Below are 25,973 nucleotides of genomic sequence, written 5' to 3' on the forward strand. Positions count from 1 at the left end.
CTTTGCAGCCTTCGGGGAAAGGAGGGTTGAGGACGAAAGGAGGCCGAGATGAAAGGCGCGAAACCGACGCCGCAGGGCAACGTGATCCCGATGAAGGGCGACGGAGCGAAGCCCGCGCCGGAACCGTTCGACTGGATGACCGAACTGGGAAAGGATGTCTGGGGCGAGTTGGCACCGGAGCTGTCCAGGATGGATCGACTGCTGCCGCACTACCGCCACCAGTTCGCAAGCTATTGCGAGGCGACGGCAAATTTCATCCGGGCCACTAACGAAATCGCCCTGCATGGCGTCTGGTATCAGACCAAGACCCGCAACGGCATCCAGCAAAAGAAAACGGCGGCATGGACGACGCAGAACGAAGCGGCGAACCAGATGCGCCGAGACTCGGCACTGTTCGGGCTGACGCCGGTCGATGAAAGCCGGATCGCGAATGCAGGGCAGGGCGATCTGTTCGATGATCTTATGAAGCAGTTGAAGGGTCAGCCGAGTGGATCCGATTGACCACCCGGTCAGCCAATATGCAATCAGCGTGGTCGAGGGCGACACGGTTGCCGGTGACCTGGTGCGAATGGCTTGCGAACGGCACCTGCTGGATCTGGAAACTGCCGATGAACGTGGGCTGTTTTTTGATTGCGAGGCGGCGACCACGATCTGCAATTTCGCGCGGATGCTGCATCACACGCAGGGGCCGCTGGCGGGGCAACCGCTGGAATTGCAGCCGTGGCAGGTGTTCCGGCATGGATCTGTCTTCGGATGGAAGCGAACAGAAACCGGGCTGCGCCGGTTCCGTGACACCTACCACCAGGTGGGAAAGAAGAACGGCAAGACGACCGACACGGCGGTGCCGATGCTGTTTTCTCAGTTGTTCGACGGCGAAGCCGCGCCGGAAGCCTATTGCGCCGCGACCACGCGCGATCAGGCCGGGCTGCTGTTCAAGGGGTTGAAGCGGATCATCAAGCGGTCGCCCTTCCTGCCGCATTTCATGGAGGTCTGGCGCAATTCGATCGACACGCCACGCACCGACGGGTCGATTGCCTGCCTGTCGCGTGATGGCAATTCGTCGGACGGGATCAACCCGTCCTTCCTGGCGCGGGATGAGATGCACCGCTGGACCGATCGGGAACTGGCCGAAACGATCGTTGAATCGATGATCGCGCGATCGCAGCCGATCGACTGGGTGATCACCACGGCGGGGCAGAACCGCAAGGGGCTGTGCGGCGAATTGCGCGACTATTCGGAATCGGTGCTGCGCGGTGGTGTCGAGGATGATTCATTCTTTGCCTATGTGGCGGAACCGTCTGCGGATGCAGACCCGCTGGACCCGGTCGCCTGGGCGATGGGCAACCCGAACCTGAACGTATCGAAGCCGGAAAGCGAGGTCAGGAAGGCCGCGCAGAAGGCGATGATCATTTCCGGGCAGCTGCCGAACTTCAAACGGTTCCACCTGAACCTGTGGACAGAGGGGGCGGAAGCCTGGATCACTCAGGACGCCTGGGACCGTGGCGTCGCCGTGGCCCCGTTTGTCCCGGAGGATTTGAGCGGGCGGGAAGCATGGGTTGCGCTGGATCTGTCGAACAAGGTCGACACCACTGCGATCGCAATGGCGGTGCCTGTCAACAACCTGATCTATGTCTGGGTCTGGACCTATCTGCCTGCTGGGGATCATGGCTTCGTGAAGCGGGCACAGACGGAAAAGCGGGAATATGTCGGCTGGCGCGATCAAGGCTGGCTGGAAGTTCATCATGGCGGGGTGATCAAGGAAGACGAGATCATCAAGCGGCTGAAATGGATCCGCGAGAACTTCGCGCTTCAGGAGGTCGCCTATGACCCTTGGGGCATGAAGGATCTGGCGAACACGCTTGATGAAATGCGGTTCCCGATGGTCGAACATCGCCAAGGGTTCGCGTCGATGTCCGGCCCGATGAAGCGGGTCGAAGAGAGGGTTGCGGAAAACCTTATCCGCCATGCGGGCAACCCGGTGCTGGCCTGGCAGGTCGGCAATGTTCACCGCGACGAAGACGCGGCAGAGAACATCAAGCCGAACAAGAAGAAGAGTCAGGGCCGCATCGATGCGGCGGTGGCGATGATCATGGCGGTGGGGCGGGCCACCGCGAACGAAACCAAGAAACGCCGGGGAGAGGTGCAATCGATATGAGCCTGTTGGGACGCATTCTGGGACGCGATCAGGCACCCGCCACGCAACGGATGGAACCGCCTGTGATGGCAGCGGTCGAACCTTCCGGCACCATCGCGCCGGAAGGTTGGATTGTCGATGGCTGGGGGGCTGGTCAAAGCCGGGTCAAGACGCTGCCGCGCGTGACGCCAGACATCGCGCAGCGCCACGCGACTGTTTTTGCCTGCTGCAACATCATCGCGGGCGATCTGTCCAAGGTGCCGCTGAACGTGATGGAGCGGAACAAGACAACCGGGCGTCTTGTTCCGGTCAAGGAACATGCGCTGCACTACCTGTTGAACGTCGAAAGCACCTTCGGGGTGCCGTCGATCATGACCCGGTTCAATGCGGTCTATTCCTTTGGCCTGCGCGGTAACGGCTATGCCTATGCGCCGCGCGACGGTGGCGGGCAACCGCTGCTGATCGAATATGTCCACAACGACCGCTGCAACATTCTGCGCGATGGCCGGGCGCGGTTTTACGATTTCGAGGATGGGGCGGGAACCCTGCGCCGTTCACCTGCGCGGTCGATGGTGCATCTGCGCTATCTTGCAAGCGACGGATGGACCGGACGCAGCCCGCTTTCGGTCGCGGCGGAATCGGTCGGGCTGGCGCTGGCGGGACAGGAAGCGGCGGCGCGCACGGCGTCAGGTACGCAGGTTCGCGGCGCGGTGAAGCTGGAAGACAACTTCGCTGACGAAGAGGCCAAGACACGCGGGATCAAGCGAATCCGGGCAATGATGAATGATCCGGCGGCAGAGGGGTGGCCGGTCCTTGGAGCGAATGACGACATCATCACGCTGGATATCACGGCGGCTGATCAGGAACTTCTGTCATCGCGCAAGTTCGACCGCGAACAGCTTGCTGCGATCTACCGGGTTCCGCCGTCGAAGCTGCAGATGCTGGAATTCGGGGTGAAGGCCAACGGCCAGCAGCAGGCGATCGACTACAAGACGGACTGCCTGACCCATTGGGGCAACATGGTTCAGGACTTCATGGAAGTTGGGTTGCTGACCCGTGCCGAGCGCGAACGCGGGTTGCAGCTGGTTCACGATTACGACGCGCTGATGGAGGCAACCACCAAGGAACGGTACGAGGCCAATGCGAAGGCTGTGGGCGGTCCTTGGAAGACGGTCAACGAAATGCGCCGCGAAGAAGGCAAGGAAGACATCGAAGGCGGCGATATCCTCTATCCGCCGTCGAACATGACCCGCGATGCCGGAACCGACGGCAGCAACAAGGAGGCCGACAAATGACCCATGAAAACACGCATCCTGTCCCGCAGGTGGCGGACAGCATCGCCGCCCGTCTGGGCGGGCAGGTCGTAGCGCTGGACTTGTCGCGGTCGCAGGCGCAGTTGCGCCAGACCTGGCCGGTGCCGGGCGCATCAATAGAGCAGCCCGCCGAGGCATCGGCGGGTCCGGTAGACGTGCCGCGCGGCGAACGCTATGGCGTGTCGCGGCGGGTGGCCGTCATGCCGATCCGGGGCATCCTGACGCCGGATTCGGCCATTCTGGAAAAGTACCTTGGATGGGCGACCTACCAGGGGATCGACGCGGCCTGCGCCGAAATCGCTGCCAATGATGACGTGGCGGCGATTGTCATCGATATGAACAGCCCCGGCGGGCTGGTTCTGGGGCTGGAAGGTGCGGCGCGGTCGATCGCGGATCTGGCTGCCGTCAAGCCGGTCCATGTTCTGGTCAACCCGATGGCGGCGTCTGCGGCCTATTACCTTGCCTCGCAGGGCAGCGACATCACCATGACGCCGGGATCCGAGGCGGGCAGCATCGGCACTACGCGGATGAGCGCCTGGCCGGTGCAGCCCGATGTCTGGGGCGAACAGTGGGGCATTCACCTGTCCAGCCATGCGCGGGCGAAGAACCCGGACCCGACGACCGACACGGGCTTGACGGAAATTCAGCGCGGTCTGGACGAAGCTGAGGCGCAGTTTCTTGACGCGGTGGCGCGCGGGCGCGGCATCGATCGCGGCGCGCTGACGTCGCGGCTGTCGGTGACGGGCGATGAAGCCGATGGCGGCGCGATGTTCCGGGCAGCGGATGCGATCGGGCGCGGGCTGGCCGATGCCGAAGAGGCGCGGCGCGGCTTCTATGAGCGCGTTTTCTCAATCTATGCGCCGTCCCCGACTGGGGGCGGATCGCGCGCGATGGCGCGGACGGCCAAGGCGCGGGCCGCGATGGCGCAGGCTATTTCGAACACCTGAAATCACGCGGGGCCAACCCGAGTGCAACCGACCCCACCGGCTTGTTCCGCGTGGGTCTTCAACCCGTGGCCCGCGTGGTGCGGCCACCACCTTCAAAGAGGAATGAGCGATGAAGGACATCAACGATTTGCGCGCGTCGCGCGCGACGGCGGCGGCGGCGATGGCGTCGGCAGCTGACACTATCGAGACCCTGGAAGGGGCCGAAGCGCCGGATCAGGACGCGTTGGCGTCGGCGCAAACCGCGTTCGAAACCGCGCAGGCGGATTTCGGCAAGGCGGATGCCGCCGTGAAACGCGCCGAGGCGGTCGAGGCGGCGCAGGCATCTGCTGCCAAGGGCGGCGATGAACAGGCCGGAAACGGATTTACCGGCGGCGCTGCGCCGGTCCCGGCCCAACCGAAAAACCCCGCCGACAAAGCGATCGAGGTCGGGTTCATCATCGGTGCGTTGGCAAATCAGAAAGGCGACCGCGAAGCGGCTGCGGCGCAGTTGGTGGAAGCCGGTCATTCCGGTGTTGCTGCGGTGCTGTCCGGCGCGACGGCGGGTGCGGGGGGCGTGACCATTCCGCAGCCGCTGGCCGAACAGGTGATCGACCTGCTGCGCCCCAAGGTGGTGGTGCGCAATGCCGGTGCGGAGACGTCGCCCATCCCGGCAGGCAAGATGCGCCACGCCCGCATGGCGACCGGATCGACGGCAAATTACGGGACTGAGGCGACGGCAATCACGGAATCGGAACCGACCTTCGACAATGTCGATCAGGCGTTCAAGAAGCTGACCGCGATGGTTCCGCTTTCCAACGACCTGCTGCGTATGTCGTCGGTGGCGATGGCGCGGGTGGCCCGCAATGATGTGGTGCGCCAGATGGCAGCGCGCGAGGACATCGCCTTCCTGCGCAATGACGGCACCAGCGGAACGCCCAAGGGGCTGCGCCACTGGGCACTTGCGGCGAACTGGCTGACCGAGGCGGCCAAGACCGCAGCGGTGGTCGAGGCGCTGATCAACAAGCTGGTGGATAAGGTCGAGGATGCCGATATTTCGATGATGGCACCGGGCTGGGCGATGCGGGCCAGTACCAAGAACTTCATCGCCGGGCTGCGCGATGCCAACGGCTACCCGCTTTATCCGTCGATCGACAAGGATGGGACGCTGAAGGGTTACAAGATCCACACCAGTTCGCAGATCCCCAACAACCTGGGGGCCGGGTCGGACACGGAAATCACCTTCTGCGATTTCTCGGAAATCATGATCGGCGACTCGCTGAACCTGACTATCGCCACCAGCGACCAGGCCGCGTTCGTGAATACGTCGGGTGACACGGTGTCGGCGTTCCAGAACGACCTGACGTTGATGCGCGCCATCAGCGAACACGATCTTGCGCCGATGCATGATGAGGCGATTTCTGGCGCGACCGTTACCGGCTGGTCGCTCTGATCTTTGCAGCCTGATCGCATGAACTGACAACGACCGTTCCGGCGCGGTGCCGGGGCGGCAAGTATTCAAATCGAAGGGCAAGACCAATGGCCAAGAAAGTGCAACTGGAATGCACCCGCACAAACGGGCGCTGGAACAAGGGCGACAAGGCGGGTTTCGAACACGAGACCGCCGCGAAGATGCTCAAGGCGAAAAACGCCGCGTGGAAGAGTACCGCCGCAGCGGCGAAGCCCGCAGGTGGTGCCGGTGAAGGCGGGGGCGCTGCCAGCTAATCGCCGATCGGCGAATTTTCAATGGCGACCGTGGGCTTTCACGGTCGCCGATAGCGTGGAGTTGTCGCGGTGGAATATGTCGGTGCAAATCCGTTGTCGTCAGTGGTCGAGGTCGCGGAATTCAAGGAGTCGGTTCATTTGCCGCCCAACGATTCAACGGACGATGCTGCGATCCAAGCATTGCTTGATGCGGCGCAAGAGGTTGTGATCACCGCGACCAATCGGCCACTGGCTGGGGATTATCGGTTCGAAATCCCGCTTTTCCCGGTCTGGGGTGTCTGGTGGTTTCCTTGTGCGCCTGTCGGGCAGTTGCTTTCGATCGAGGCGATGGGGGATGACGGTCAATGGCAATCCGTCGACCTGACCGGGTGGCGGATCCGCCAGGCGCATAGTGAGCCGCAATTGGTCACGCCGGTTGGGTGGAGCGGCTATACTTCGCTGTCTGCGGACACTTTGCGTGTCTCGGCGACATTAGGTGATGCCGCCGGGAAAACGGCCAGCGCCGCGATTAAGCTGCTGACCAAGGAATGGTACGAAGCACAGATCGCCGCCGAAGACGTGCCAGAAGCGCCGCGCCTGAGTTTCGGGGTGCGCAACCTGGTCAAGCAGGCGCGCTACAGCCGTCCGCGCGTGTTCGGGGCGGGCTGACCGATGGCCTATGATCGGCGGATCACGTTGCAGCAAAAAACCACGATCAAAGATGCCTGGGGCGGCGAGAAAGACGGCTATGAGGATCTTGAAACGGTCTGGGCTGAGTTCAATCCGACCAGCGATGCGGAGAAATTCCGCGCGGGTCAGGCCGAGGCTACAAGCATGGGGTGGTTTCGGGTGCGGTATAGCGCGGTCGCTGCGTTGATCGGGCCGCGTGACCAGGTGATGGATGCTGGGAAGGCGTGGAAGATCGTCGGCGTGAAGCAGATCGGCAGGCGTCGGAGCATCGAGTTCACGGCCACGCATTCAGATGCGACGGGCAGCTGAGCATGTCGATCGGTTTTAAGGTCGATGGTTTCCGCGACATGGAGCGGGCGCTGGCCGGGTTGAAGCGTGGCACCGCCAAGGCGGTTGTGCGCAGGGCATTGAAAAAGGTGCTTAAGCCGGTAGCCGAAGCTGCCGATGCGTCGATGTTTCAAATATCCGTGACAAGCAAGCTTTCGCCACGGCAAAGGGCGGCGGCTTCTGGTGATTTCATCGGCAGTATCGTGTCCATGTATATCGGGCCGATCGATGATGAAGGGCGGGGCGCGCCGCATGCCCATCTGATCGAATTCGGCACCGGGCCGCGCAAGCACAAGTCTGGGAAATTTGTCGGGGCAGTCATGCCGGAGCCGTTCATGCGCCCGGCCTGGGACGCAAACAAGGCGGAAATGCTTGAGCGTCTGAAGCGGGAAATCTGGACCGAAATACAGAAGACCTTGGATCGGACAGCGGCCCGAAATGCCAGGGCGGGGCGGCGCTAATGGAAGAAGAGATGAAAGCATTGCTGGATGGTCTGGGCCATCCGGTTGCATGGGGCTGGCTGGGGCAGGGCACGGGCCTGCCCCGGATTGTGCTGAACAAGGTTTCCGGTTTCGAACCTGTCACCACCGATGGGGCTGCGGGCTTCATTGTTGGCCGGGTGCAGGTCGATATCTACGGAACAACTCCATTCGAGGCGGGGCTTTTGGGCCGTGCGGTCCGGGAACTTCTCTCAGGCTATCACGGGGCAATGGTTCGCTTTGCCCGCCTTGAAGCTATTCGCGACGGTCAGGACGGTTCTGACGGCGATGCAATCCCGCGCGTGTCGCAGGATTATGCGGTGAAATACCGCGTCTGACAGCCGGGTGTCCGGCGTTTCATCAAAGAGGTAAAACTATGACGACGAAAACACTCACCATCACCGACGATACCGTCGTTGAATGGTCCGATGATGGCACCACCTGGGCAAGTCTTCCAGGCGCGCAAAAGGTGAGCTTTCCCGAAGAACAGCGCGACTACAAGGACAAGACCAGCCTTGATAGTGTCGGGATGCACAAGGAATGGTCCCGTGGTCTGATCGACTCTGGCGAAATCACCTTGGGCTGTTTTTACACCAAGGAACTGTTCGCCGCTGCATCCGCAAAGAAGGCGTTGGCTACGCCGACCTATTTCCGCGTGACGCTGCCGATCGACATCGATCAGTCGACCGGCGACCAATTTGCCTGGCAGGCGTGGATCAGTCCTTCGCTGCCCGATGTCGAGGTCGGCAACGATCTTATGTTGGATATCAAACAGAAGGTCACCGGCGCTGTGACCTGGACCCAGGGGACTGCAGCAGTATGATCAGTTCCGTTGATGTAAAATCCGCCGCAGGCGCAGTTGTCACCACGCTGCGTCTGTCCACCAAAGCCATGGTGCGTCTTGAGCGCGAAAATGGCATTCCGATCCACCAGGTTCTGCAAAAGCTGGACAAGGAAGGTTCCGTCGATCTGGTCGCCGGGATCTTCGCGGCTGCCATGAACGATGGCAAAGGCGGCGCGGAAGACGACGCCTATGACGCGATCGATGAGGTCGGCGGCACGGTCGATGCTGTCGTGTTTGTTGGTGAGGCGATCGGGCTGGCATTCCCGGCGGCGGAAAAGACCGACGATGATGTCGTCGCGTTGGAAGAGCCGGTGGGAAACGGCAAGGGGAAGAAACCCAGCAAATAGACTGGGAGTCCCTTATCACGGGGTGGGTCGGTTGCGGCCTGCCCTATGCTGATTTCTGGGCAGTCACCCTGCGGGAATACAAGCTGATCACCGATGCGGTTCAGCGCCGGAAGGAAGCTGAGGTAAACGATCAGCGGGTCTTGCAACAAGAGATGGCCCACCTGATCGGTTACGCCTTTCACGATCCTGGAAACATCCCGGATTTCACCAAGAAGTCCGCACCGAAACAGGCTGAGCCGGTGAATGACCGGCTGGCCACAGAGCAGTTGCGGTCGTCGCTGATCCGCATGCACGTTGACAGTCAAAGGAAACGATAATGTCCGCGATCATTGGCGCCCTGCGCGGTGTTCTGTCTTTGGATTCTGCGGCCTTCGATAAGGGGGTCGACCGCTCGATTGCCAAGATGGGCAAGATGGAGCGGCGGATGGCGCAGACAGGCGCGCGGATGCAACGCTTGGGCCGCAAGCTGTCTCTGGGCATCACCGCCCCGATGGTGGCCATCGGGGCGGCTGCCGTGAAGTCGAGCCTGAGTGTCGTTGATTCTCAGGCGAAAATGGCGCAGTCGCTTGGCACGACCGTCAAGTCCATGCAGGTCTTGGGGCGCGCAGCGGATCTGTCCGGTGTTTCCGTTGGCGAGGTCGAGCAGGCGACCATCGCGCTGACCAAACGCTTGTCACAGGCAGCGCAGGGAACCGGGCCTGCGGCCAAAGCGCTGGCCTCATTGCGGTTGGAGGCGTCCCAGCTTCAGGGGTTGCCGCTGGATGAGCGCCTGGCGTCGATCCAAAAGGCGATGGCGCAATATGTCCCGGAAGCGCAGCGCGCGGCGGTGGCGTCGGATCTGTTCGGCAGCCGGGCCGGTGTCGTCTTTTCGCGGATCGACACGGCCACGCTGCAGCTGGCAACCGAAGATGTCGAGCGTTTTGGCGTCGCTGTTTCCGAAGCGGACGCGGATCAGATCGAGGTTACAAATGACGCTATTTCGCGCATGGGGCTGGCGGCGCGCGGGGTGGCCAATCAGCTGACCGTCGCGGTCGCGCCTGCGATGGAGTCGATCGCAAATGCGGTCGCATCGGTCGCGGGCTGGTTCAATGGCTTGAGCAGTTCCACCCAGATGGCGATCGGGATCATGGGGACGCTGGCGATTGCCGCCGGGCCGGTGATCGCTGGATTGGGGCTGATGGCGTCTGCATCGGCCCCGGTGATCCGTGGCGTTGCCGGAATGATCCCGGCCATGGCAGGTGCGGTGCGGCAGGCTGTTGCGCTGGAAATGGCGCTTGGTGCGACATCCAGGCGGGCCGCGATTTCCAGTATTGCGATCAAGGGCATGTCCCGCGCCCTTGGCGTGTTGAAAGGGGCACTGATTGCCACGGGTATCGGTGCGCTTGTCATTGGGGCGGGTGTGCTTGTGTCCTGGTTCTCGCGACTGGTCACTGCGACAGGCGGCTGGGGCGCGGCTCTTAAGCTTCTTGGTGAAGTCGCCTCTGGTGTCTGGGAAGGCATTAAGCTTAGCGCGAAATCAATTGTCCCAGCCTTGGGGGCCATATGGGCCGACACGCAGGCGGGTTTTGTTCGCGTACTTGAAGCGATGTCTCAGCAATGGGGCACTTTCCTTTGGGGGCTTGGGTCGCGTCTTGAGGGAATACCATTTTTTGGCGATATGGAGCAGGGGCTTAAGAATGCTTCTGAGCGTGCCTTTGATAGCATGGTTGAATTGAATGCTGAGGTATCTTCACTTGAAGGAAGCGCTATTCGACTGCGGAATGAAGCCGCCAGTATGGCAGTTGATGGTTTTGCACAGGCGCGTGAAGCCGCAGGGAAATTGTCTGCGGCTGTTGCTGATACGACGGACGAATTGGGTGATGGAAAAAGCGCCGCGGCCGATCTGAATGACGAGCTTTCGAAAGTGCCGAAATCAGGAGGCAAAGCCAGCAAGTCGCTGAAGGGCGTCAAGGAAGCAGCGGAAGCGTTCGCAGACGCTATGGATAAGGCGGCTTACACTGCGGAGGATTGGGGAAAGAACCGCGCCCAGGCGCTGATCAGCGGAATTGATGGTGTCGCTGATGCATGGGGCGATTTTTTAGTCAGCGGCTTCCGCGACTTTGACGGGTTCATGGATTCGGTCGTTTCCGGTTTCAAGTCGGGATTGTCGCAGATGATTTCGATGGCGGCGCGGAACCAGATCATGATTGGTCTCGGTTTCGGCGGATTTGCTGGCAGCGCGAGTGTTGCTGGGGCAAGCCCTTCGCCTGGGGCTTCCCTCGGCAACGGTTTGCTTGGCAATGTCGGCAGCAGCCTGCTTGGCGGTGGCGCTATTAGCGGCATTGCATCCGGTCTTGGCGGGATCCTGTCTGGTGGCGGTCTTGGCGCATCTTTCGCCAACCTGGGCGGTCTGATGAGTGGTTCGGTGGCTGGATGGGGCGCAATCGGCGCGGCGATCCCGGCGATCGGGCTTGTCGTTGCCGGGTTGTCACTGTTCATCGGCAAGACGAAGGAACTGGATCGCGGGCTGCGCGTCACGGTCGACGGGTTCGATGCGCTGGTGGAAACGTTCCGCGATACCCAAACCAGCCGCCTGTTCGGTCTGATCCGCAGCAACCGCAGCCATTACGCCGCAGCGGGTGAAGACGTTGCCGATCCGATCCGCACCGCCGTGGGGGCAATCCAGTCCGATGTATTGTCGATGGCCGATATCCTTGGCATCGGGTCGGATGTGTTTGCCGATTTCACGGCGCAGATCAGGATCAGCACCAAGGATCTGAGCGATGACGAAATCGCCGCCGCACTCCAGGAACAACTGACGCAGATCGCGGACGGCATGGCCGATCTTGCGTTGGCTTCCTATGACGTGGTCCGAGACGGTGAATCGGCCAGTGCCGCGCTGGATCGGCTGTCGACCCATCTTGTGGCGGTGCAGACTATTGCCGACACGATGGGGCATTCGTTTGATCAGGTCGGGGTTGCCGGTGCTGCGATGGCGTCGGATCTGGTGGATGCATTCGGCGGGCTGGAGGCTATGAACGCTTCGGCGACCACCTATTACGAGGCGTTCTATAGCGCGGCGGAACGACAGGCGGTCACCTTGCGCCATGTGACCACGGCGTTTGAAGACCTGAACCTATCTATGCCGCAAACCCGCGCCGCATACCGATCGCTGGTAGAGGCGCAGGATCTGGCGACCGAAAGCGGGCGCGATGTCTATGCAGCCCTGATCGGAATGGCGTCGGCACTGGATGAGGTTCTGCCGTCTGTGGCCGGGTTCACGGCCATGATTTCCGGGCTGGTGGGTGACACGTCCAGTTTGGTTGATGGCATGATCGCGGACGCCAGCACAATGGCACGGGATGCGGCGACGGCGGCAAGCAACTGGTACAAGGCCAGCGAAACGATCCGCGATCTTCTGGGCGATCTGATCTCTGCAAACACTGACACCAATTCGGGGCGTGACCAGGCGCTGCGCTACAATGAAGGTCAGTATAACCGGGCTTATGCGGCGGCGCGCGGGGGCGATATCGACGCGGCCCGATCGATCCCCGGTCTGGCGCAGGATTATCTGGCCAGCGTTCGGGCCAGCGCCAGCAGTTATTCCGAGGTGCTGCAGGCACAGGCGCGTCTTTCGGCGGATGCAAATTTCCTGTCCGGGATTTCCGCACTGCAAGGGGCCAACGAAGATGTCCTGGTCACGCTCTACAATGAGCAGATCGGGATCATGGAGGACGTTCGGGATTACCTTGCGGGGGCCGAACAGATTGACCCGGATGATATCGCCTCGTTCGAGGCGCGCCTGGGCAGCCTGCAAGGGGCGATCGAACAGGCGGAACTGTTCAGTTATGACTACCTGCGGGAACGGCTGAAGGTCACTGTTGACCTGTTGCCCACGGCTGACATTCCAAAGGATGTCGCGGACCTGATCGGCGCGGCTGCAACCGGTATTCAATCCAGCATCGATTTTGCGGTTCACGCTGCTGGGCTGACGCCGGATCTGCGCTGGTTGGCGGTGAATGCGGCCAGTGAGCACATCAAGACGATTGATTTCGTAATGGGCGCGGACCTGCCGCCGAACGTGGCGCGTCTTGCCTTGAATCAGGTTGGCGACCTGTCCAAAACGGTGAACTTGCTGGCTGGTTCGGATATCGCTGCCGATCTGAAAAGGATCGCGCTGGCCGGATCTTCAGAGTTGGGCCGGGTTGTGAATGTGACCTTGGCGGCAAACGTCAACCAGCAGGCCATGCAGCTGGCTTTGCAAAACGTCGGGGCCTATGACGTCGCCGTGCGCGCAGCGCTGCACCCTTCGGTGTCCGACGATGTGCGCCATATCGTATTCAGCGATATCGGCACCTATGTCGCCAGCATCGAAGCGGCGCTGTCTCAGGATATGCCGAACTGGGCGCGGTCTGTCTTGCTGGGCCGACAAGGCCGGATGATCGTGAATATCACCGGCATTCTGGCATCTGGCATGTCCAGCAGCGTGTCGCGTCTGCTGCTTAACGCCAACACCCACGCCGTGCGCGGCGTGACGGTAGCGATGGCCTTCGCTGGCAGTGTGAGCGCCGCTGAGCGCGATCTTCTGCTTCGCGCAAGCCTGACAACGATGCGCCAAATTCAGGCAATCGTGAACCCTGTTGGCTGGACCGCTGACGACCTGCTATTCATCCGGCAGTCTGCCACAAATGGATCGGTGCGAAGGAACATCCTTGGCGGCGCATGGATGCAGTCTGGGGCCTATTCCAACGACGGCCTGCGGCTGCTGCGGATGAACAGTGACAGGGTAGACCGCGTGGTGCGTGGCCGTGTCGATCTGTCAGGCATGAATACGCAACAGCGGTCCTTGCTGACAGCCGTTTCTGGTGCAAGCGCTGGCACGTTGCGGCTTTCCGGTGGCTTTGTGTTCAACCCGGCGGCCAGCTTCGCAACGTGGTATGAGACTGCGACCAGAAGCGCGATCACATCGCCCATGTCCACCCTGACCGGGGCGCTGTCCAGTTTGCGCCAAGCTGTTCTTAACGATATCGCTGACCGGAATGCGCAGAATGCAGCAGCTGCAAATACAGCGCAACGCCAGCAAGCTTTCAGCACCTACGCTGCCAAGCTTGGCCGTGGGGCGGATGGATCGCTGATCACCAGCGATGCACAACTGCGGTCGCTGGCACAGGCGGGCGGTCTAAGCACATCTGGCAGCGAGGCGGATATTCAGGCGCGGGTCGCCGGGTACATGGCAAACGACGATATTACCCGCATCGTCACCGGTGCTGCTGATATTCAGGACTACTTGTTTGGGGTTTTCCAGTCGCAATACGTACCAACAACGCAGGCCAAATACTCGCAATATTACAATGGCCTGTCGCTGCCCCACTATGAGCGGTACGGTCGCGACGAAATCATCGCCGGGGTGCGTCAGTTCAAACCTCACGCCTTCAATTGGTCGTCGGTCGGGATCAACATTCCGGGCTTTGCGACCGGCGGTTTCCATATGGGCGGCTTGCGCGTCGTTGGTGAACACGGTCCTGAACTGGAAGCAACCGGCCCGTCACGGATCTTCACCCATTCCCAAACCAAACAGATGCTGGGCGGCGATCCGGATATTCAGCGCCGGACCTTGCAGGAGCAGGAAAAGACCCGGCGGGAAATCGAATATCTGCGGGATGGTGTGCGTCGCCTTGTCGTCGCGAATGAAACATCTGCGAAAGCGCTCAAGTACCTCAAGGATAACGGCATCTTGCTGGATCAAACGGTGTGATTTCCCATGCTCAATATGTACCCTGAACTGACCATAACGGATGCGATGCTCACGGCGTCCAACGTGCCGGAGGACGATTACCCGGTATATGATCCAGCAGCGATCTATGCAGCCAGCGACCAGGTTATCGTTATTGCCACCCATTCGGTTTATCAATCCGTGTCCGGCGGGAATTCGGGCAATGATCCGACAACCGATGACGGCACGAACTGGATCAGGATAGGACCGACCAACCGCTGGAAAGCCTTCGACAACACGGTTCTGGGCGGCACGGAAAACGCAGGCACAATCACCTATTCGATCGAACCGGATGTGCTTGTCCTGGCGATCTATTTCGTGGAACTTTCCGCGTCCAAGGTGCGGGTGCAGGTATTCGATCCAGGCGATAACGAAGTATGGGATCGCACGGTTGAGCTTGTCGATTATTCCACCATGATCGATTACGCCCATGTCTACTGGTGGAACGGCGGTTATCAGACCAAAGAACTGCTGACAGGCATTCCGGGCTATGTTGGCAACAGGATCGAAATCACCATCGGAGATGGATTTGGAACCGCCGGTGTCGGTCAAATCGTTCTTGCTTCCCAAGTCAATATCGGCATTCCGATCAGCGGTGCGCGGGTGTCGCTGACCGACTTTTCCAAAAAAGAACAGAATGAATTTGGCGCGTTCACAATCACCAAACGCGGTTATGCGCGCGAGGTTCAGTATCCGGTCCTTGTCGCGGCTCCTGAAGGGGAGCGCGTTTTGCGCGAACTGGAAAGGTATCTCGCCTGTCCCGTCGTCTTCGCGGTGAGCGAAGGCCATACCAAATACGGGACCACAATCTATGGCTATGTGATCGATCCCTACATCACACTTGAAACGGGGTCGGACTCCGAAATGGTAATCGTCGTGAAAGGAATCGTCTAATGCCGGTCGAAATTGTCTATCCCTATGTGCCGCCGGATTTTAACAGTCCTGATACACTTCCGACGCGGCTGCAGCAGTTGTTCTCTTGGGTGTCTGGGCAGCTTCTGACTGATCTCGCGGGCATTGACGCCAGCGACGTCGTTAGTGTGCAAGACAGCCCCGCAGACGACACCGCAGGGCGGGTGCTGTTGGTGGGAGCATCTGCAACAGTCCTGTCAGCATCGCCCGCGCTTAGGGCCTCATATGGTGGTTCTGCGAATGCAATCACCCTGACAACTGGTGCAAGCCTGGCCTCGATTCCGACCGGTTTCAAAATCCGTTTCCGCGCAACATCATCGAACACCGGAGCGACGACGATCGATGTGGACGGCACCGGGGCGGTTGCAGCCAAGACGGTTGACGAGTCTACAGCGCTGCCATCTGGTTACATTCGAACCGATGTGGACACCGAGGCTTATTACAACGGCGCGATCTGGGTCGTTGACAGGGTGGTCGAGCGTGGATCAAACGCGAACGGCGATTACCAACGCTCGGCGGACGGCTTGCAAACCTGCTGGAATCAAAATTCAGCATTGCAAGGCAACGCTTCTGCGAATGTAACCGTGACGCTGCCAGCTGCTTTCGTGGACAACAATTACACCGGGTTCGCTCAGAGCAGCGATTATGCTGGTACGCTTAGAGTGGGGTCGGTTGCTGGCTATTCGACGACTTCTTTCCTTGTTTCAATCTTCGACGACGCGGACACGCGGCAGACGGACTATTTTCGATGGTCTGCAAAGGGTCGTTGGTACTGATGGAGGGTCGCATGAAAATCACCTTGAAACCGGTGCGCCACGGGACGCCGCTCATCTTGGAGAAATCCGGCGACGTTCTTAACGTGAACGGCGTGGCCTACGACTTCTCGGCGCTTCCTGACGGCGCAACATATCCTCGCGTTGAGCAAGCCAACGGAGATGACGTCATCGCCAGCGACGGGTCCGCAGTGCTAAATCTCCCGTTTCCGTTCGCTGGCGATATCACACGGGAAGGCGGTGAGTTGCACGTCATCTTGTGTCTGCCGCATGACAGCAGCGCGCCAGAAGAGACAAAGTTTCCGGCACCGATCACCGTAACCGTCGACGGCCCGATCACTCTGCCGCCGCACAGCATCGAGGACTTCGCAGTATGAGCAGCATAGACCTGACCAAAATAATCACCGCAGAGGACAAGGCCGCTGCAGCCCGCGCCGCTAAATTTTCCGCTCTGGCCGATCTGCGCTGGCAACGCGAAACCGGCGGACTGGACATCGCCGGCGGCGCGCGGATCGTCACCACCCGCGAAAGCCAGGCGCAGATCGCGTCCACGGTCCAGTCGATCAGCGCGGGTCTGATTTCTGAGCCGATAGATTGGAAGCTTGCAAGCGGCTGGCAACAGCTATCGGCTGCAGAAATACTGTCAATCGCTGGAGCTGTGGCCGATCATGTAAAGCGGTGCTTTGCTGCTGAAAAGGCCATCTCTGTGCAGATGGATGCCACGCCCGGCGACCTGTCGGGTTTTGACATCGCAGCGGCTTTCGACGCGGCTTACAGCGCCTGATACCGGCGACAATCAATCACCAGATGCACCGGCCTTGGGCCGGTTTTTTTATGAGGGGGTAGGGCCGATGGATGACCCGAACTTGTTCGCTCAAATCTTCAACCAACGCGGGGCGTTGCTGACCTTTTTCGGCGTCCTGGGCGGCATGGTTCGATCGGCCACGATCCGAACCACATGGCGCGAAGGTCTGCGGGTCAGCTTTATCGGCGGGGCCACGGCCTTCGGCGTGGGTGTCCTTGGCCCGATGCTGGCCCGGCCATGGATCGGGGATCTGCCGGAAGGCATGGAAACCGCCCTGGGGACGCTCTGCGCGGCGGCATTCATCGTCGGGTTGGTGGCGGTCACCATCATCGAGCGGATGATCGAAGGCAAAACCATCACGACGGCGGAAGACTGATGCGCCATCACATCCGCCGGGAAAAAACCGATCCGGCATCGGATATGTGGCGCGTTTTGCGGATTGGCCTGTCGATCGGGCTGATCCTGCTGCTGGTCCTGCCGCTTTTCATCAACTGAGGATCTGACATGTCACAGACATTCGACGTGCGCTGGTTGCAGCGCGCGCTAAAAACGCTTGGCTTCAATCCCGGCCCGATCGACGGGATCAAGGGGCCGCGCACTGACGCTGCGATCGTTGCGTTCAAGCACCGGTTCGGGTTCCGTCAGCGACCCTATCTCGGGCCGATCACGCTGGCCGCGTTGCGCGATGCCGTGGTCGAGGCGATGCCGACCCGGTTCGGCCCCGACACCGCGCCGGAACCGCCGTGGATGGTCGAGATTTCAAAATTCATCGGTCTGCACGAGGTCCGCGACAATGCCGCCGTGCGCGCCTGGCTGCGCTCTGACGGGGCCACTTTGGGCGATCCGGCACAGTTGCCATGGTGCGGCGATGCCGCCGCCACGGCTCTGAAAAAGGCGCTACCGGATGAAGCTTGGCCCGATCGGCTGGAAGCAAACCCGTATTGGGCGCGAAACTTCACCGGATTCGGGATCGCCTGCCGGGACGTTTACGGCGCGGTCTTCGTGTTCAGCCGGGGCAAGGGCGGGCATGTCGGGTTTGCCATCGGTCGCAGCGCGGACGGCAGCCGCTACCGGATCCGGGGCGGCAACCAGGGCGACATGATCCGCGATAGCTGGATGGCGGCCAGCCGCGTTCTGGCGCGGCGCTGGCCCGCGACATGGCCCGCCGCCTATCAGCGCCCCTTGCCGGTGCTGGACGCGTCCGGCGCGGTTCTCAGCGTGAACGAGGCGTGAGGTGATCCGCTGGTTTGCGCTTGCGCTGGTCCTGTCGGTCACGGCCTGCAGCCCGTCCAGCGCGGTCAAGCTGCTGACCGGCGGCGGCCCGAACGTCGCGGCGAACGGGCAGGCGGGCCGGACCAACGTGCAGGCGATCGGGCAGACCGCCGTCACCGATCAGAAAATCGTCCGGCCACAGGCGCGCTCGATCGAACAATCCAGCGGTGACACACGGGTAAAGGCCGAACAGGTGCAGACCGTTGTGGTGAACGAAGCGAAGGACGGCGCGCCGCCTTGGGTCTGGATATCCTGGGCAATGCTGGGAATGACCCCGGCCATTTACAGATGGCCGGGTTTGGCTTGGCAGCTGTTGGGGTGGCGTATTTCTCGGTAGCCCGCCGTGTTGGCGACATCTCAGATTAATTCTTCCGCCATCTGGCGGGGGCAACGGTGCTACAACACCGCCACCGTGCAGCCATCCGTCGAAAGAAGCTGCACCGACATGACACCAGATAATGTCGCCCGACTCTCGCGAGAGCGGGTGTTTCATATTCTGGAAACAACCATGGATACAATGAGAAAGGTGCCGCCTGCGGTGCCGGTCGCCCCTTGGCTGGGCGGTAAGAAGGCGTTGTCCGATAAAATCATCGCCCGGATCGAAGCGATTCCGCATCGCGCCTATGTCGAACCCTTTGTGGGCATGGGCGGCGTTTTCCTGCGCCGGACCTGGCAGCCGAAACTGGAAGTCGCAAACGATCTGAACGGTGAAATCACCAACCTGTTCCGCATCCTGCAGCGTCACTATCCGCAGCTGATGGAGGTGATGAAATACCAGATCACGTCGCGGCGGGAATTCGAGCGGCTAAGAAGCACGGACCCGGCCACCCTGACTGATCTGGAACGCGCTGCGCGGTTTCTCTATCTGCAACGCTTGGCATTCGGCGGCAAGCTGGGTGGCGTCTTCGGGGTTGCCAAGGAACGCGGTGCCCGGTTCAGCCTGTCCAGGATCGAACCTCTGCTTATGTCCGCGCATGAACGCCTTGACGGCGTCGTCTTCGAAAGCCTGGACTGGGCGGATGTCATCGCCCGCTATGATGCGCCGGAAACGCTGTTCTATCTCGATCCGCCTTATTGGGGTGGCGAGTCCGACTATGGCAAGGGCATGTTCGACCGTGCGCAGTTCACCGCCATGGCCGATGTGTTGCGGCAGATCAGCGGCGCGTTCATCCTGTCGATCAACGACGTGCCCGATATCCGCGCGGCCTTCGACGGTTTCCATATTGAGGAGGTCAGGTTGAAATACACCGTATCGCAAGGCGCGGCAAAAGAGGCGCGTGAACTGATCATCAGCAACCGGGAGGCGTCCAACCGGCTGCTGTAGCGTGCAGCTGGGTGCGGTAAATGTTGGGACCACCTCGGGCGGGGAGCGGACCTTCGCGTCAAAGCGCACGCATGACCGGTTCGGATGTGAAGCGGTCGTTCGCCACGCCTCATGCGAACATAGGCGACGCGGAGCTTGCTGAGATTGCTGCCTGGAGGCTTCGAACGCCCCACCCTCGGCAACTCGCTTCAGAGTAAAGGCGTTCGAACGCTGCCGGGGTGCTACGAATGCCTGCCCAGCCCTGCGGAACTGGCGGAATCCTACCCATGTTATCGAATAACACTTGAGGGTTATTGACTAACACGTGAGGTCATATCTTGTTGGCCACAAGATTACGACAAACGACCGGTTAACGCGTTTGTCTGGCAACACGGCGAACTGGCGACAATCCTGAAGCACAAGCGCCATACTACCACCGCGACCTGCGGTAAGAAGGAGCAAGAACATGAAACTCTTGATAGCAACAGCGACGGCTGTTCTGGTTGCATCTCAGGCATTTGCCGGCTCGTACGAGGTAAGATGCGAGACAACGAAAGTGCCGTATCAGGAAACCGTCAAAGGCGGAACTCCCGAGAAAGTAATCGGCGGGGCGATTATCGGCGGGGTGCTCGGGAAAGTCGTGACAAAGGAAAATGCCGGTGCTGCCGCCGGCGCCATCATCGGCGGCGCCGTCGCCAATGAGACGAGCAAGAGGACCGTCACCAAATACAAAGACGTCGAAACCTGCACGAACGTTTTCATTCCCGAGCGCGTCACGGATGAGGAAAGGCTTCGACAGGCCTTGCTGGATCTGAACGGCGGCAAGTCGGTCAGCAAGGAAATGATCATGGACGTGCAGTATACGATCGGCGTCGGCCATGACGGAAAATGGGGGCCAAAGTCCAAGCTGGCCGCCGAGAAATACCTGGCAAACCTCGAGCCTGACGCGCCGCTGTATTCACTGGTGGTCAATGATGTGGTCATCGTCAGTTCGGCCGACGTCAATGCGGTCGATCAGATCAAGGATGCATTGCTTGAAGCAGGTGTCGACTCGCAAATCTTTGTCGATTTGCAGCAATGAATGTCAGCGGCGCTACTCAGCGTAGCGCCGCCTGCGCCCGTCGGCAAAATTTCCCGAACAACGGTTCGGTACCTGTTCGCCCGGCAATCGATGCGGCAATCGCCAATGGCTCTTCGGGCTTATTCCGTTGAAAAACTCCCTGCGCAGCTCCGCGCCCTCCAAATTACAGAACATTTTTCCTGTTTGGCGCTTTGTTTGCCGCATTTCGAGGTGCCTTTCGAAGATGTCGGGAACATCTTCCCGCGACTTTGCTCCTTCAAGAGTGGTTGCTGAGTTTTTCAACAGAATTGGCTCGAAGCGGCCCTTCGCTACGCCCTAGACCAATGACTGTATTGCGCAGGAAGCTGCCTTTACAGATCCTATTTTGCTATGTCCGCGCATAGCCTACGGAATTATGCTCCGATGCATGACGGTATAAAATGAAGGCCGCTCACGCTACATCTGATGCTCATGGGCTTCACTGATCAGAGAGCTGAATATCACTTTCTTCAGCTGGAGCATCGACATAAGAATCAAAACTGTCTCTAAAGCGCTCAAAAAGCTCAGGCTGCTGAAGAAGCAGAAAAGCCAGCAATGTAATCAGCAATGTGAAAGCCCAAGCAATCACATTGGTTGTAATGGCTCGAAGAGCGCCTGTGCTATCAGAAATATGCCTTTGTATCTCTGATGTTGCGCTATTGATCCTATCTAACAAGGCGGACTGCTGGATCTCTTCCGCGGCTTCATCGATTGCATTCGCAGCAAAAGTTTGGAGCTCCTGACGCGCAGCGTTTCGATAAAACTCAACAACTTGGTCCGACGGATTCTTGGGGGTTCCTGCTGTTCTTTGTCCCTGAAGAACCTCATCCCGAACCATCTGTTTGTATCGAGCGTAGGCGACTAGGCCGATCAAGTCGTTATGATCGCCTTTAGTCATTTTATCGAATGCAGTGCTATAACTTCTTGGGCTCTGGTCTGCCTCGCGATGGGCCTCGACCACGTTGTCGTTTGCCTCAGTCACCCGGCTGCCGCCATATCCTTCGAGCGGGCGAGAGCACGATCGAGAGCATCCTTGCGGACGACACGTGCAGTCTTGCCAGAGGGCATCGTCATAGTTCGCACAACCATAACATGACCTTTAGGGGCACGCTTGCCGTCATCTTTACCAGACACAGTCTTGGAAGACTTTGTTTTCTTGCCAAAGATTCGCATATTGCTCTCCTGTTTCTCTAAATCAATATATAGCACGAACTGCCAAAATCCAAACACTTCTGCTCAGGTTAGGAACGAAACACTGCGCGCCACCCGGCACTACGGTCGGGCCTTCTTGATGTGATCCCCGAAAACTGGACCGATTTGGCTTAGAGTTTTCCGCACGAATCCCCGGCTGGGAAAGGAGCGGAAACGCATGAAAGCATCGAAGTTCACGGACGCGCAGAAAGCGTTCATCATCAAGCAGGGCGAAGACGGAACGCCGGTTGCTGAGATCTGCCGCAAGGCCGGGATCAGTCAGGCGACCTATTTCAACTGGAAGAAAAAAAGGCCGGGCTGATGCCGTCGGAGATGAAGCGGCTGCGCGAGTTGGAAGACGAGAATGTGCGGCTGAAGAAGATCGTCGCGGATCTGACGCTGGATCGTGAGATGCTCCAGGACGTCATCAAAAGAAAGCTCTGAAGCCGGATCGGAAGCGCGAACTGATTGACGGGATGTGCGCGGACTGGGCGGTGTCGATCCGGCGGGCTTGTGGGGCTCTCCGGTTCGACCGTTCCACCTACCACTACAAATCCCGGCGCACCGATCCGGCGGCGTTGAAAGCGCGGATCAAGGAGATCTGCGAAACCCGTGTGCGCTACGGCTATCGCCGGGTGCATGTCGTCCTGTGTCGCGAAGGCTGGGACGTGAACATCAAGAAAGTCTATCGCATTTACAGGGAGTTGGGTTTGCAACTCAGAAACAAGACACCGAAACGGCGGGTGAAGGCCAAGCTGCGCGATGACCGTGCCGAGGCTGTCGGTCCCAACGATGTCTGGGCGATGGACTTCGTGCATGACCAGCTTGCCATGGGCAAGAAGCTGCGCGTCCTGACGGTCGTGGATACGTTCTCGCGCTATTCGCCGGTGCTGGATGTTCGGTTCAGCTATCGCGGGGAAGACGTGGTCGCCACCCTGGATCGGGTGTGCCGCCGGATCGGCTATCCGAAGACGATCCGGGTCGACCAGGGTAGCGAGTTCATCTCCCGCGACATGGACCTCTGGGCCTATCATCGCGGCGTGATTCTCGACTTCTCACGGCCCGGTAAGCCGACCGATAACGCCTTCATCGAGGCCTTTAACGGGCGGTTCCGGCAGGAGTGCCTGAGCACACACTGGTTCATGAGCCTTGCGGATGCCCGCGAAAAAGTGGAGGCTTGGCGTAGATACTACAATGAGGAACGGCCACACAGCGCGATCGGGAACAAACCGCCGATCCTGCTGACGAAATCGGGAGGCGCAGCCAGCCCGTCACCCTGATCATAGCCGGAAAACTCTGCCCGCCGCTGGTCCAAAGATGGGTGTCGCTTCAAAGGTTGGGCAGACTCTACATCATGGTGAGGGATTTCGCGGGGGGCAGGTCAGGTAGTCTGGCAATAAAGGTTAAACGATGAATTTCTCTTCATCCCCCCAATGAGAAACAACCAGACGACATTGGCAGCTAACGTGGCGCGCGCCGGACAGCAGAATGCCCACCTGCACTGGAGACCTGTGCCCCAATAATCCCGAAGCCGATCATGCACGAACACTCAGACTGGAGCACTCAGTAGGGGGAGTTCAAGCCCGTCGGTCAGTGGACTTGCACCATGGTGACACTTCAATCAAGCTTATAGCTTTGACTGCTCTTCATGATGTCCAGATTAGAATATCTTGAAACATGCCCTGTGTCGGAAAAGGTCGCCCACATGGCCGCGATATCTGATTGACGGAATTCTATTGGTGTCTTTTTAACATTCCCTTTTCCAAAACCTTGGACGTAAAGTGTACCTACACTTCCTACAAGGAAAACGCTGTTAGGTGAAGGACTGGCGTTTGTTGATCGAATATCCATGTTTAAACGTTCGTCAGTCGTTAACTTGACTAGTTTTTCCAAATTGCGCGACACACTAGAACTCGGGAAAATTCCAGCAAGAGCATCGCTATCAAGCTTTTTCTTCCTGGCTACATAGGTTTTGTTTGCTTTCCCAGCGTTTGCAGCGATATGAATAACCCAGTTTCTGACCCCTCTTGAATACAGCCAGTCGCGCAAGTCGATCAATTGTTTCAGGTGATCATTGTGTTTTGTTACAACAGTTTGCACAGAAACTCCTGCGCCATACTCCAAACAGATATCAATCATCCTAGCAGCATAGTCCAACGAGGTTAGATTTCCAGTTACTAATTCCGGGAAATTTTTTTTGTTCATCGGTCTAAGTTTGTTATTTATTTTAGGGTCCATGGAATCTATCGAAATACGGACATGAATGGGCCGTATGGCTAAAATACGCTTTAGATCACTTTCATGGCCGACACCTGAAGTATCAATAACAATACCTGCTTCTCTTGGGAGCATTTTGATTAATGACACTGCACGATCAGGCCGTGTTAGGGGATCACCTCCGGTTACTACATACACCAATGCATTTAAGTTATTTGCAACTTTTGCAACATCCGAAATTTGATCTGGGTTTTCGTTTTCTCGAGTACCCTGGTCCATAAGGTCATCAGCATGGCAATAGATACATTTAAGAGGGCACCATGATGTTGCGAAGCAGTTCACAAGCAGTGGATGCTCGACAATGGGTACAGTGGGGAAATCTCCAATAAGATGAACTCCCGAGTAACCATGTTGCGGTATTGGAGTTCCATCCGACGAGATAGCTTCAATAATTCCTAGGCCAGTCAAGACCTCTAGGCTTCGCGTTTGGTCAGAAAAATTAGTCCAGTCGGGGCCAATTGAACTCAACAATTTGGAAGCATCGGCGTCCAATAAAAAAATATCGTCTCTTTCTGGCACATAAACTGACTGTCCAAACCTTTCGGGACGTGAGATGAGCCCTTTTTTTGATTTAACCCGCATGCTTCCCTCCCACGGAAGTGAAAATCAGTGACCACTCTCTTTGCGCTAAACCATGTAATGTTTGCTTGGCATACCCCTTTCTCGCCACTCCGATGTGACTACGAACGATATCAAATTCGGTGTCATCTGTTCTACGAAAACCTGCTTGTTCAAGAGCGAACTCAACCACTCTGTGGCTTTCAACGAGAGTGTCTTTTCGAGTGGTATCGCGTATGAAAACCAGCCACATCTTAGCCGAAGCTGAAGCAGCAGCTGCGGACAAGATAGATTTGTGCAAGTCTAGACAAAAATTAGCGAAGTATGGATAGTAGTAGCCGATACTTGCGTACTCTTTGCTGTCTCGTATTTCTTTCAAGCTTCTTGATACGTCCGTAGCGATCGCATCAAGATCGCTTTCGTGGAACTGCCGACCTTTGGTCACGGTACTTGCGATTTGGGCTTCCTTGACTTGTTGAAAAATACTATCATCGCTTAACATCTCAAAAACCTTCAGTTCAGGTGCCCACATTGCCGAATAATCCAGCCGGTTGGCATATGGAGGCGAGCAAACCACAACATCAGCGTTTCTTGCGAAATCGATTTTGAGGTTTTTCGCTTCCGATACGGAAAAGGAAGCGATTGATTCGCTACTACTGAAAACGCTTGATCCGAAACGATCCGTTTTTTCCCGCCGCCACGTAGCGAGTTTTTCTAACTCTTGTATAATTTCCTTCTTGATGTCCGTATGGCGAATCAACCCTCCTGGTTTCAACCATGTTGTGTTGTCAGATTTCGAGTATGTCACCAACCTACGAGCCGCCAGAACGACAGAGGCCCATTTGAAGAGTTCGTCCCGACAATTGGATTCATCTTGAAACAACTCTCCAATGCTTCGGCCATCAAGTTGGTTCGCATATTCGAATAGTCCATCCTGCACATGAGGAGCTATCCAGCCTTGGTGAAACTCGATTGCAGTATCTCGATTAGTCCCGCTATCAAAAGAAGGCAACTCTACACCGCTCAGCCAGTCCAAATATCTGTGCAGCAGGATTTCGAGGTCGTTCAGGACTGCACGAGACCGCAGCCAAGCGAGAAGGATAAGTGCAGGATTGTAGTCGTTTAGCCATACGTCATGCCCTAGCCACGTGAGGCTCGATATTGCATGTGCTTGGCCCGCCATTGGGTCAAAGACAGACAGCTTTTTCTGTCGAATATTCGCGGCAATAGTTTTCATTTGCGCGCGCGTATAGCCTGCGTAAGATCGACT

Annotated in this window: 25 protein-coding genes and 1 pseudogene; 23 read left to right on the forward strand and 3 right to left on the reverse strand. The window is 58.6% G+C overall.

The window, feature by feature from the left end; all coding sequences use genetic code 11:
* Nucleotides 1–48 precede the first annotated feature (48 nt).
* From TG4357_RS18490 to TG4357_RS18595, 22 genes are all read left to right on the forward strand, one after another.
* Entirely contained in the window at nucleotides 49–501 is a 453-nt protein-coding gene (locus TG4357_RS18490) for a phage terminase small subunit P27 family (protein WP_058264389.1), read from the forward strand.
* A complete protein-coding gene (locus TG4357_RS18495) occupies nucleotides 488–2,155 on the forward strand; it encodes a terminase large subunit (RefSeq protein ID WP_058264390.1) in 1,668 nt (555 codons plus the stop codon). Before TG4357_RS18490 ends, TG4357_RS18495 begins: the two co-directional genes overlap by 14 nt.
* Entirely contained in the window at nucleotides 2,152–3,429 is a 1,278-nt protein-coding gene (locus TG4357_RS18500; protein WP_058264391.1) for a phage portal protein, read from the forward strand. Before TG4357_RS18495 ends, TG4357_RS18500 begins: the two co-directional genes overlap by 4 nt.
* Complete coding sequence (locus tag TG4357_RS18505; RefSeq protein WP_058264392.1) at nucleotides 3,426–4,394, forward strand: S49 family peptidase; 969 nt, start codon at nucleotides 3,426–3,428, stop codon at nucleotides 4,392–4,394. Before TG4357_RS18500 ends, TG4357_RS18505 begins: the two co-directional genes overlap by 4 nt.
* A gap of 109 nt (nucleotides 4,395–4,503) precedes the next feature.
* Complete coding sequence (locus TG4357_RS18510; protein WP_058264393.1) at nucleotides 4,504–5,823, forward strand: phage major capsid protein; 1,320 nt, start codon at nucleotides 4,504–4,506, stop codon at nucleotides 5,821–5,823.
* An 86-nt stretch (nucleotides 5,824–5,909) separates the two neighbouring features.
* Complete coding sequence (locus TG4357_RS18515) at nucleotides 5,910–6,095, forward strand: hypothetical protein (protein ID WP_058264394.1); 186 nt, start codon at nucleotides 5,910–5,912, stop codon at nucleotides 6,093–6,095.
* Between the two features lie 69 nt (nucleotides 6,096–6,164).
* Complete coding sequence (locus tag TG4357_RS18520; RefSeq protein ID WP_058264395.1) at nucleotides 6,165–6,743, forward strand: head-tail connector protein; 579 nt, start codon at nucleotides 6,165–6,167, stop codon at nucleotides 6,741–6,743.
* A gap of 3 nt (nucleotides 6,744–6,746) precedes the next feature.
* Entirely contained in the window at nucleotides 6,747–7,073 is a 327-nt protein-coding gene (locus tag TG4357_RS18525) for a phage head closure protein (protein WP_058264396.1), read from the forward strand.
* 2 nt (nucleotides 7,074–7,075) lie between these two features.
* Nucleotides 7,076–7,552, forward strand: coding sequence for an HK97-gp10 family putative phage morphogenesis protein (locus TG4357_RS18530; RefSeq protein WP_058264397.1), 477 nt, complete (start codon nucleotides 7,076–7,078; stop codon nucleotides 7,550–7,552).
* Complete coding sequence (locus TG4357_RS18535; RefSeq protein WP_058264398.1) at nucleotides 7,552–7,908, forward strand: hypothetical protein; 357 nt, start codon at nucleotides 7,552–7,554, stop codon at nucleotides 7,906–7,908. The genes TG4357_RS18530 and TG4357_RS18535 overlap by 1 nt, the downstream gene beginning before the upstream one ends.
* A 38-nt stretch (nucleotides 7,909–7,946) precedes the next feature.
* A complete protein-coding gene (locus tag TG4357_RS18540; RefSeq protein ID WP_058264399.1) occupies nucleotides 7,947–8,393 on the forward strand; it encodes a phage tail tube protein in 447 nt (148 codons plus the stop codon).
* Nucleotides 8,390–8,761, forward strand: coding sequence for a hypothetical protein (locus TG4357_RS18545; protein WP_058264400.1), 372 nt, complete (start codon nucleotides 8,390–8,392; stop codon nucleotides 8,759–8,761). Before TG4357_RS18540 ends, TG4357_RS18545 begins: the two co-directional genes overlap by 4 nt.
* A 316-nt stretch (nucleotides 8,762–9,077) precedes the next feature.
* Nucleotides 9,078–14,495 (forward strand): phage tail tape measure protein, encoded by a 5,418-nt coding sequence (locus TG4357_RS18550; RefSeq protein ID WP_058264401.1) that lies wholly within the window; start codon nucleotides 9,078–9,080, stop codon nucleotides 14,493–14,495.
* Nucleotides 14,496–14,501: 6 nt separating this feature from the next.
* Nucleotides 14,502–15,407 carry a hypothetical protein gene (locus TG4357_RS18555; RefSeq protein WP_058264402.1) on the forward strand — a complete coding sequence of 302 codons (906 nt, stop codon included), beginning with the start codon at nucleotides 14,502–14,504 and terminating at the stop codon, nucleotides 15,405–15,407.
* Entirely contained in the window at nucleotides 15,407–16,201 is a 795-nt protein-coding gene (locus TG4357_RS18560) for a hypothetical protein (RefSeq protein WP_058264403.1), read from the forward strand. Before TG4357_RS18555 ends, TG4357_RS18560 begins: the two co-directional genes overlap by 1 nt.
* A gap of 11 nt (nucleotides 16,202–16,212) precedes the next feature.
* On the forward strand, nucleotides 16,213–16,575 hold the full coding sequence (locus TG4357_RS18565) for a hypothetical protein (RefSeq protein ID WP_074646956.1): 363 nt from the start codon (nucleotides 16,213–16,215) through the stop codon (nucleotides 16,573–16,575).
* Entirely contained in the window at nucleotides 16,572–16,982 is a 411-nt protein-coding gene (locus TG4357_RS18570; RefSeq protein WP_058264405.1) for a DUF4376 domain-containing protein, read from the forward strand. Before TG4357_RS18565 ends, TG4357_RS18570 begins: the two co-directional genes overlap by 4 nt.
* A 67-nt stretch (nucleotides 16,983–17,049) precedes the next feature.
* A complete protein-coding gene (locus tag TG4357_RS18575; protein WP_058264406.1) occupies nucleotides 17,050–17,379 on the forward strand; it encodes a hypothetical protein in 330 nt (109 codons plus the stop codon).
* Between the two features lie 128 nt (nucleotides 17,380–17,507).
* Entirely contained in the window at nucleotides 17,508–18,236 is a 729-nt protein-coding gene (locus TG4357_RS18580; RefSeq protein WP_058264407.1) for an NlpC/P60 family protein, read from the forward strand.
* Nucleotide 18,237: 1 nt separating this feature from the next.
* Nucleotides 18,238–18,612, forward strand: coding sequence for a bacteriophage spanin2 family protein (locus TG4357_RS18585; RefSeq protein ID WP_058264408.1), 375 nt, complete (start codon nucleotides 18,238–18,240; stop codon nucleotides 18,610–18,612).
* Nucleotides 18,613–18,792: 180 nt separating this feature from the next.
* Nucleotides 18,793–19,599 carry a DNA adenine methylase gene (locus TG4357_RS18590; RefSeq protein WP_058264477.1) on the forward strand — a complete coding sequence of 269 codons (807 nt, stop codon included), beginning with the start codon at nucleotides 18,793–18,795 and terminating at the stop codon, nucleotides 19,597–19,599.
* A gap of 445 nt (nucleotides 19,600–20,044) precedes the next feature.
* Entirely contained in the window at nucleotides 20,045–20,659 is a 615-nt protein-coding gene (locus TG4357_RS18595) for a hypothetical protein (RefSeq protein WP_139193630.1), read from the forward strand.
* Nucleotides 20,660–21,116: 457 nt separating this feature from the next.
* Here the strand turns inward: TG4357_RS18595 and TG4357_RS18600 are convergent, their stop codons facing one another.
* Nucleotides 21,117–21,659 (reverse strand): hypothetical protein, encoded by a 543-nt coding sequence (locus tag TG4357_RS18600; protein WP_058264410.1) that lies wholly within the window; start codon nucleotides 21,657–21,659, stop codon nucleotides 21,117–21,119.
* A gap of 387 nt (nucleotides 21,660–22,046) precedes the next feature.
* On the opposite strand from TG4357_RS18600, the pseudogene TG4357_RS18615 reads away from it, so the two are divergent.
* Nucleotides 22,047–23,148: pseudogene (locus tag TG4357_RS18615) on the forward strand (IS3 family transposase).
* A 337-nt stretch (nucleotides 23,149–23,485) separates the two neighbouring features.
* Here the strand turns inward: TG4357_RS18615 and TG4357_RS19235 are convergent.
* Together TG4357_RS19235 and TG4357_RS18625 are read right to left on the reverse strand one after the other, a co-directional pair.
* Nucleotides 23,486–24,727, reverse strand: coding sequence for a radical SAM protein (locus TG4357_RS19235; protein ID WP_074646943.1), 1,242 nt, complete (start codon nucleotides 24,725–24,727; stop codon nucleotides 23,486–23,488).
* Nucleotides 24,717–25,940 (reverse strand): hypothetical protein, encoded by a 1,224-nt coding sequence (locus tag TG4357_RS18625; RefSeq protein WP_058264415.1) that lies wholly within the window; start codon nucleotides 25,938–25,940, stop codon nucleotides 24,717–24,719. Before TG4357_RS18625 ends, TG4357_RS19235 begins: the two co-directional genes overlap by 11 nt.
* Nucleotides 25,941–25,973 lie beyond the last annotated feature (33 nt).

The sequence above is a fragment of the Thalassovita gelatinovora genome (assembly GCF_001458355.1).
GTDB classification, from domain to species: Bacteria; Pseudomonadota; Alphaproteobacteria; order Rhodobacterales; family Rhodobacteraceae; genus Thalassobius; species Thalassobius gelatinovorus.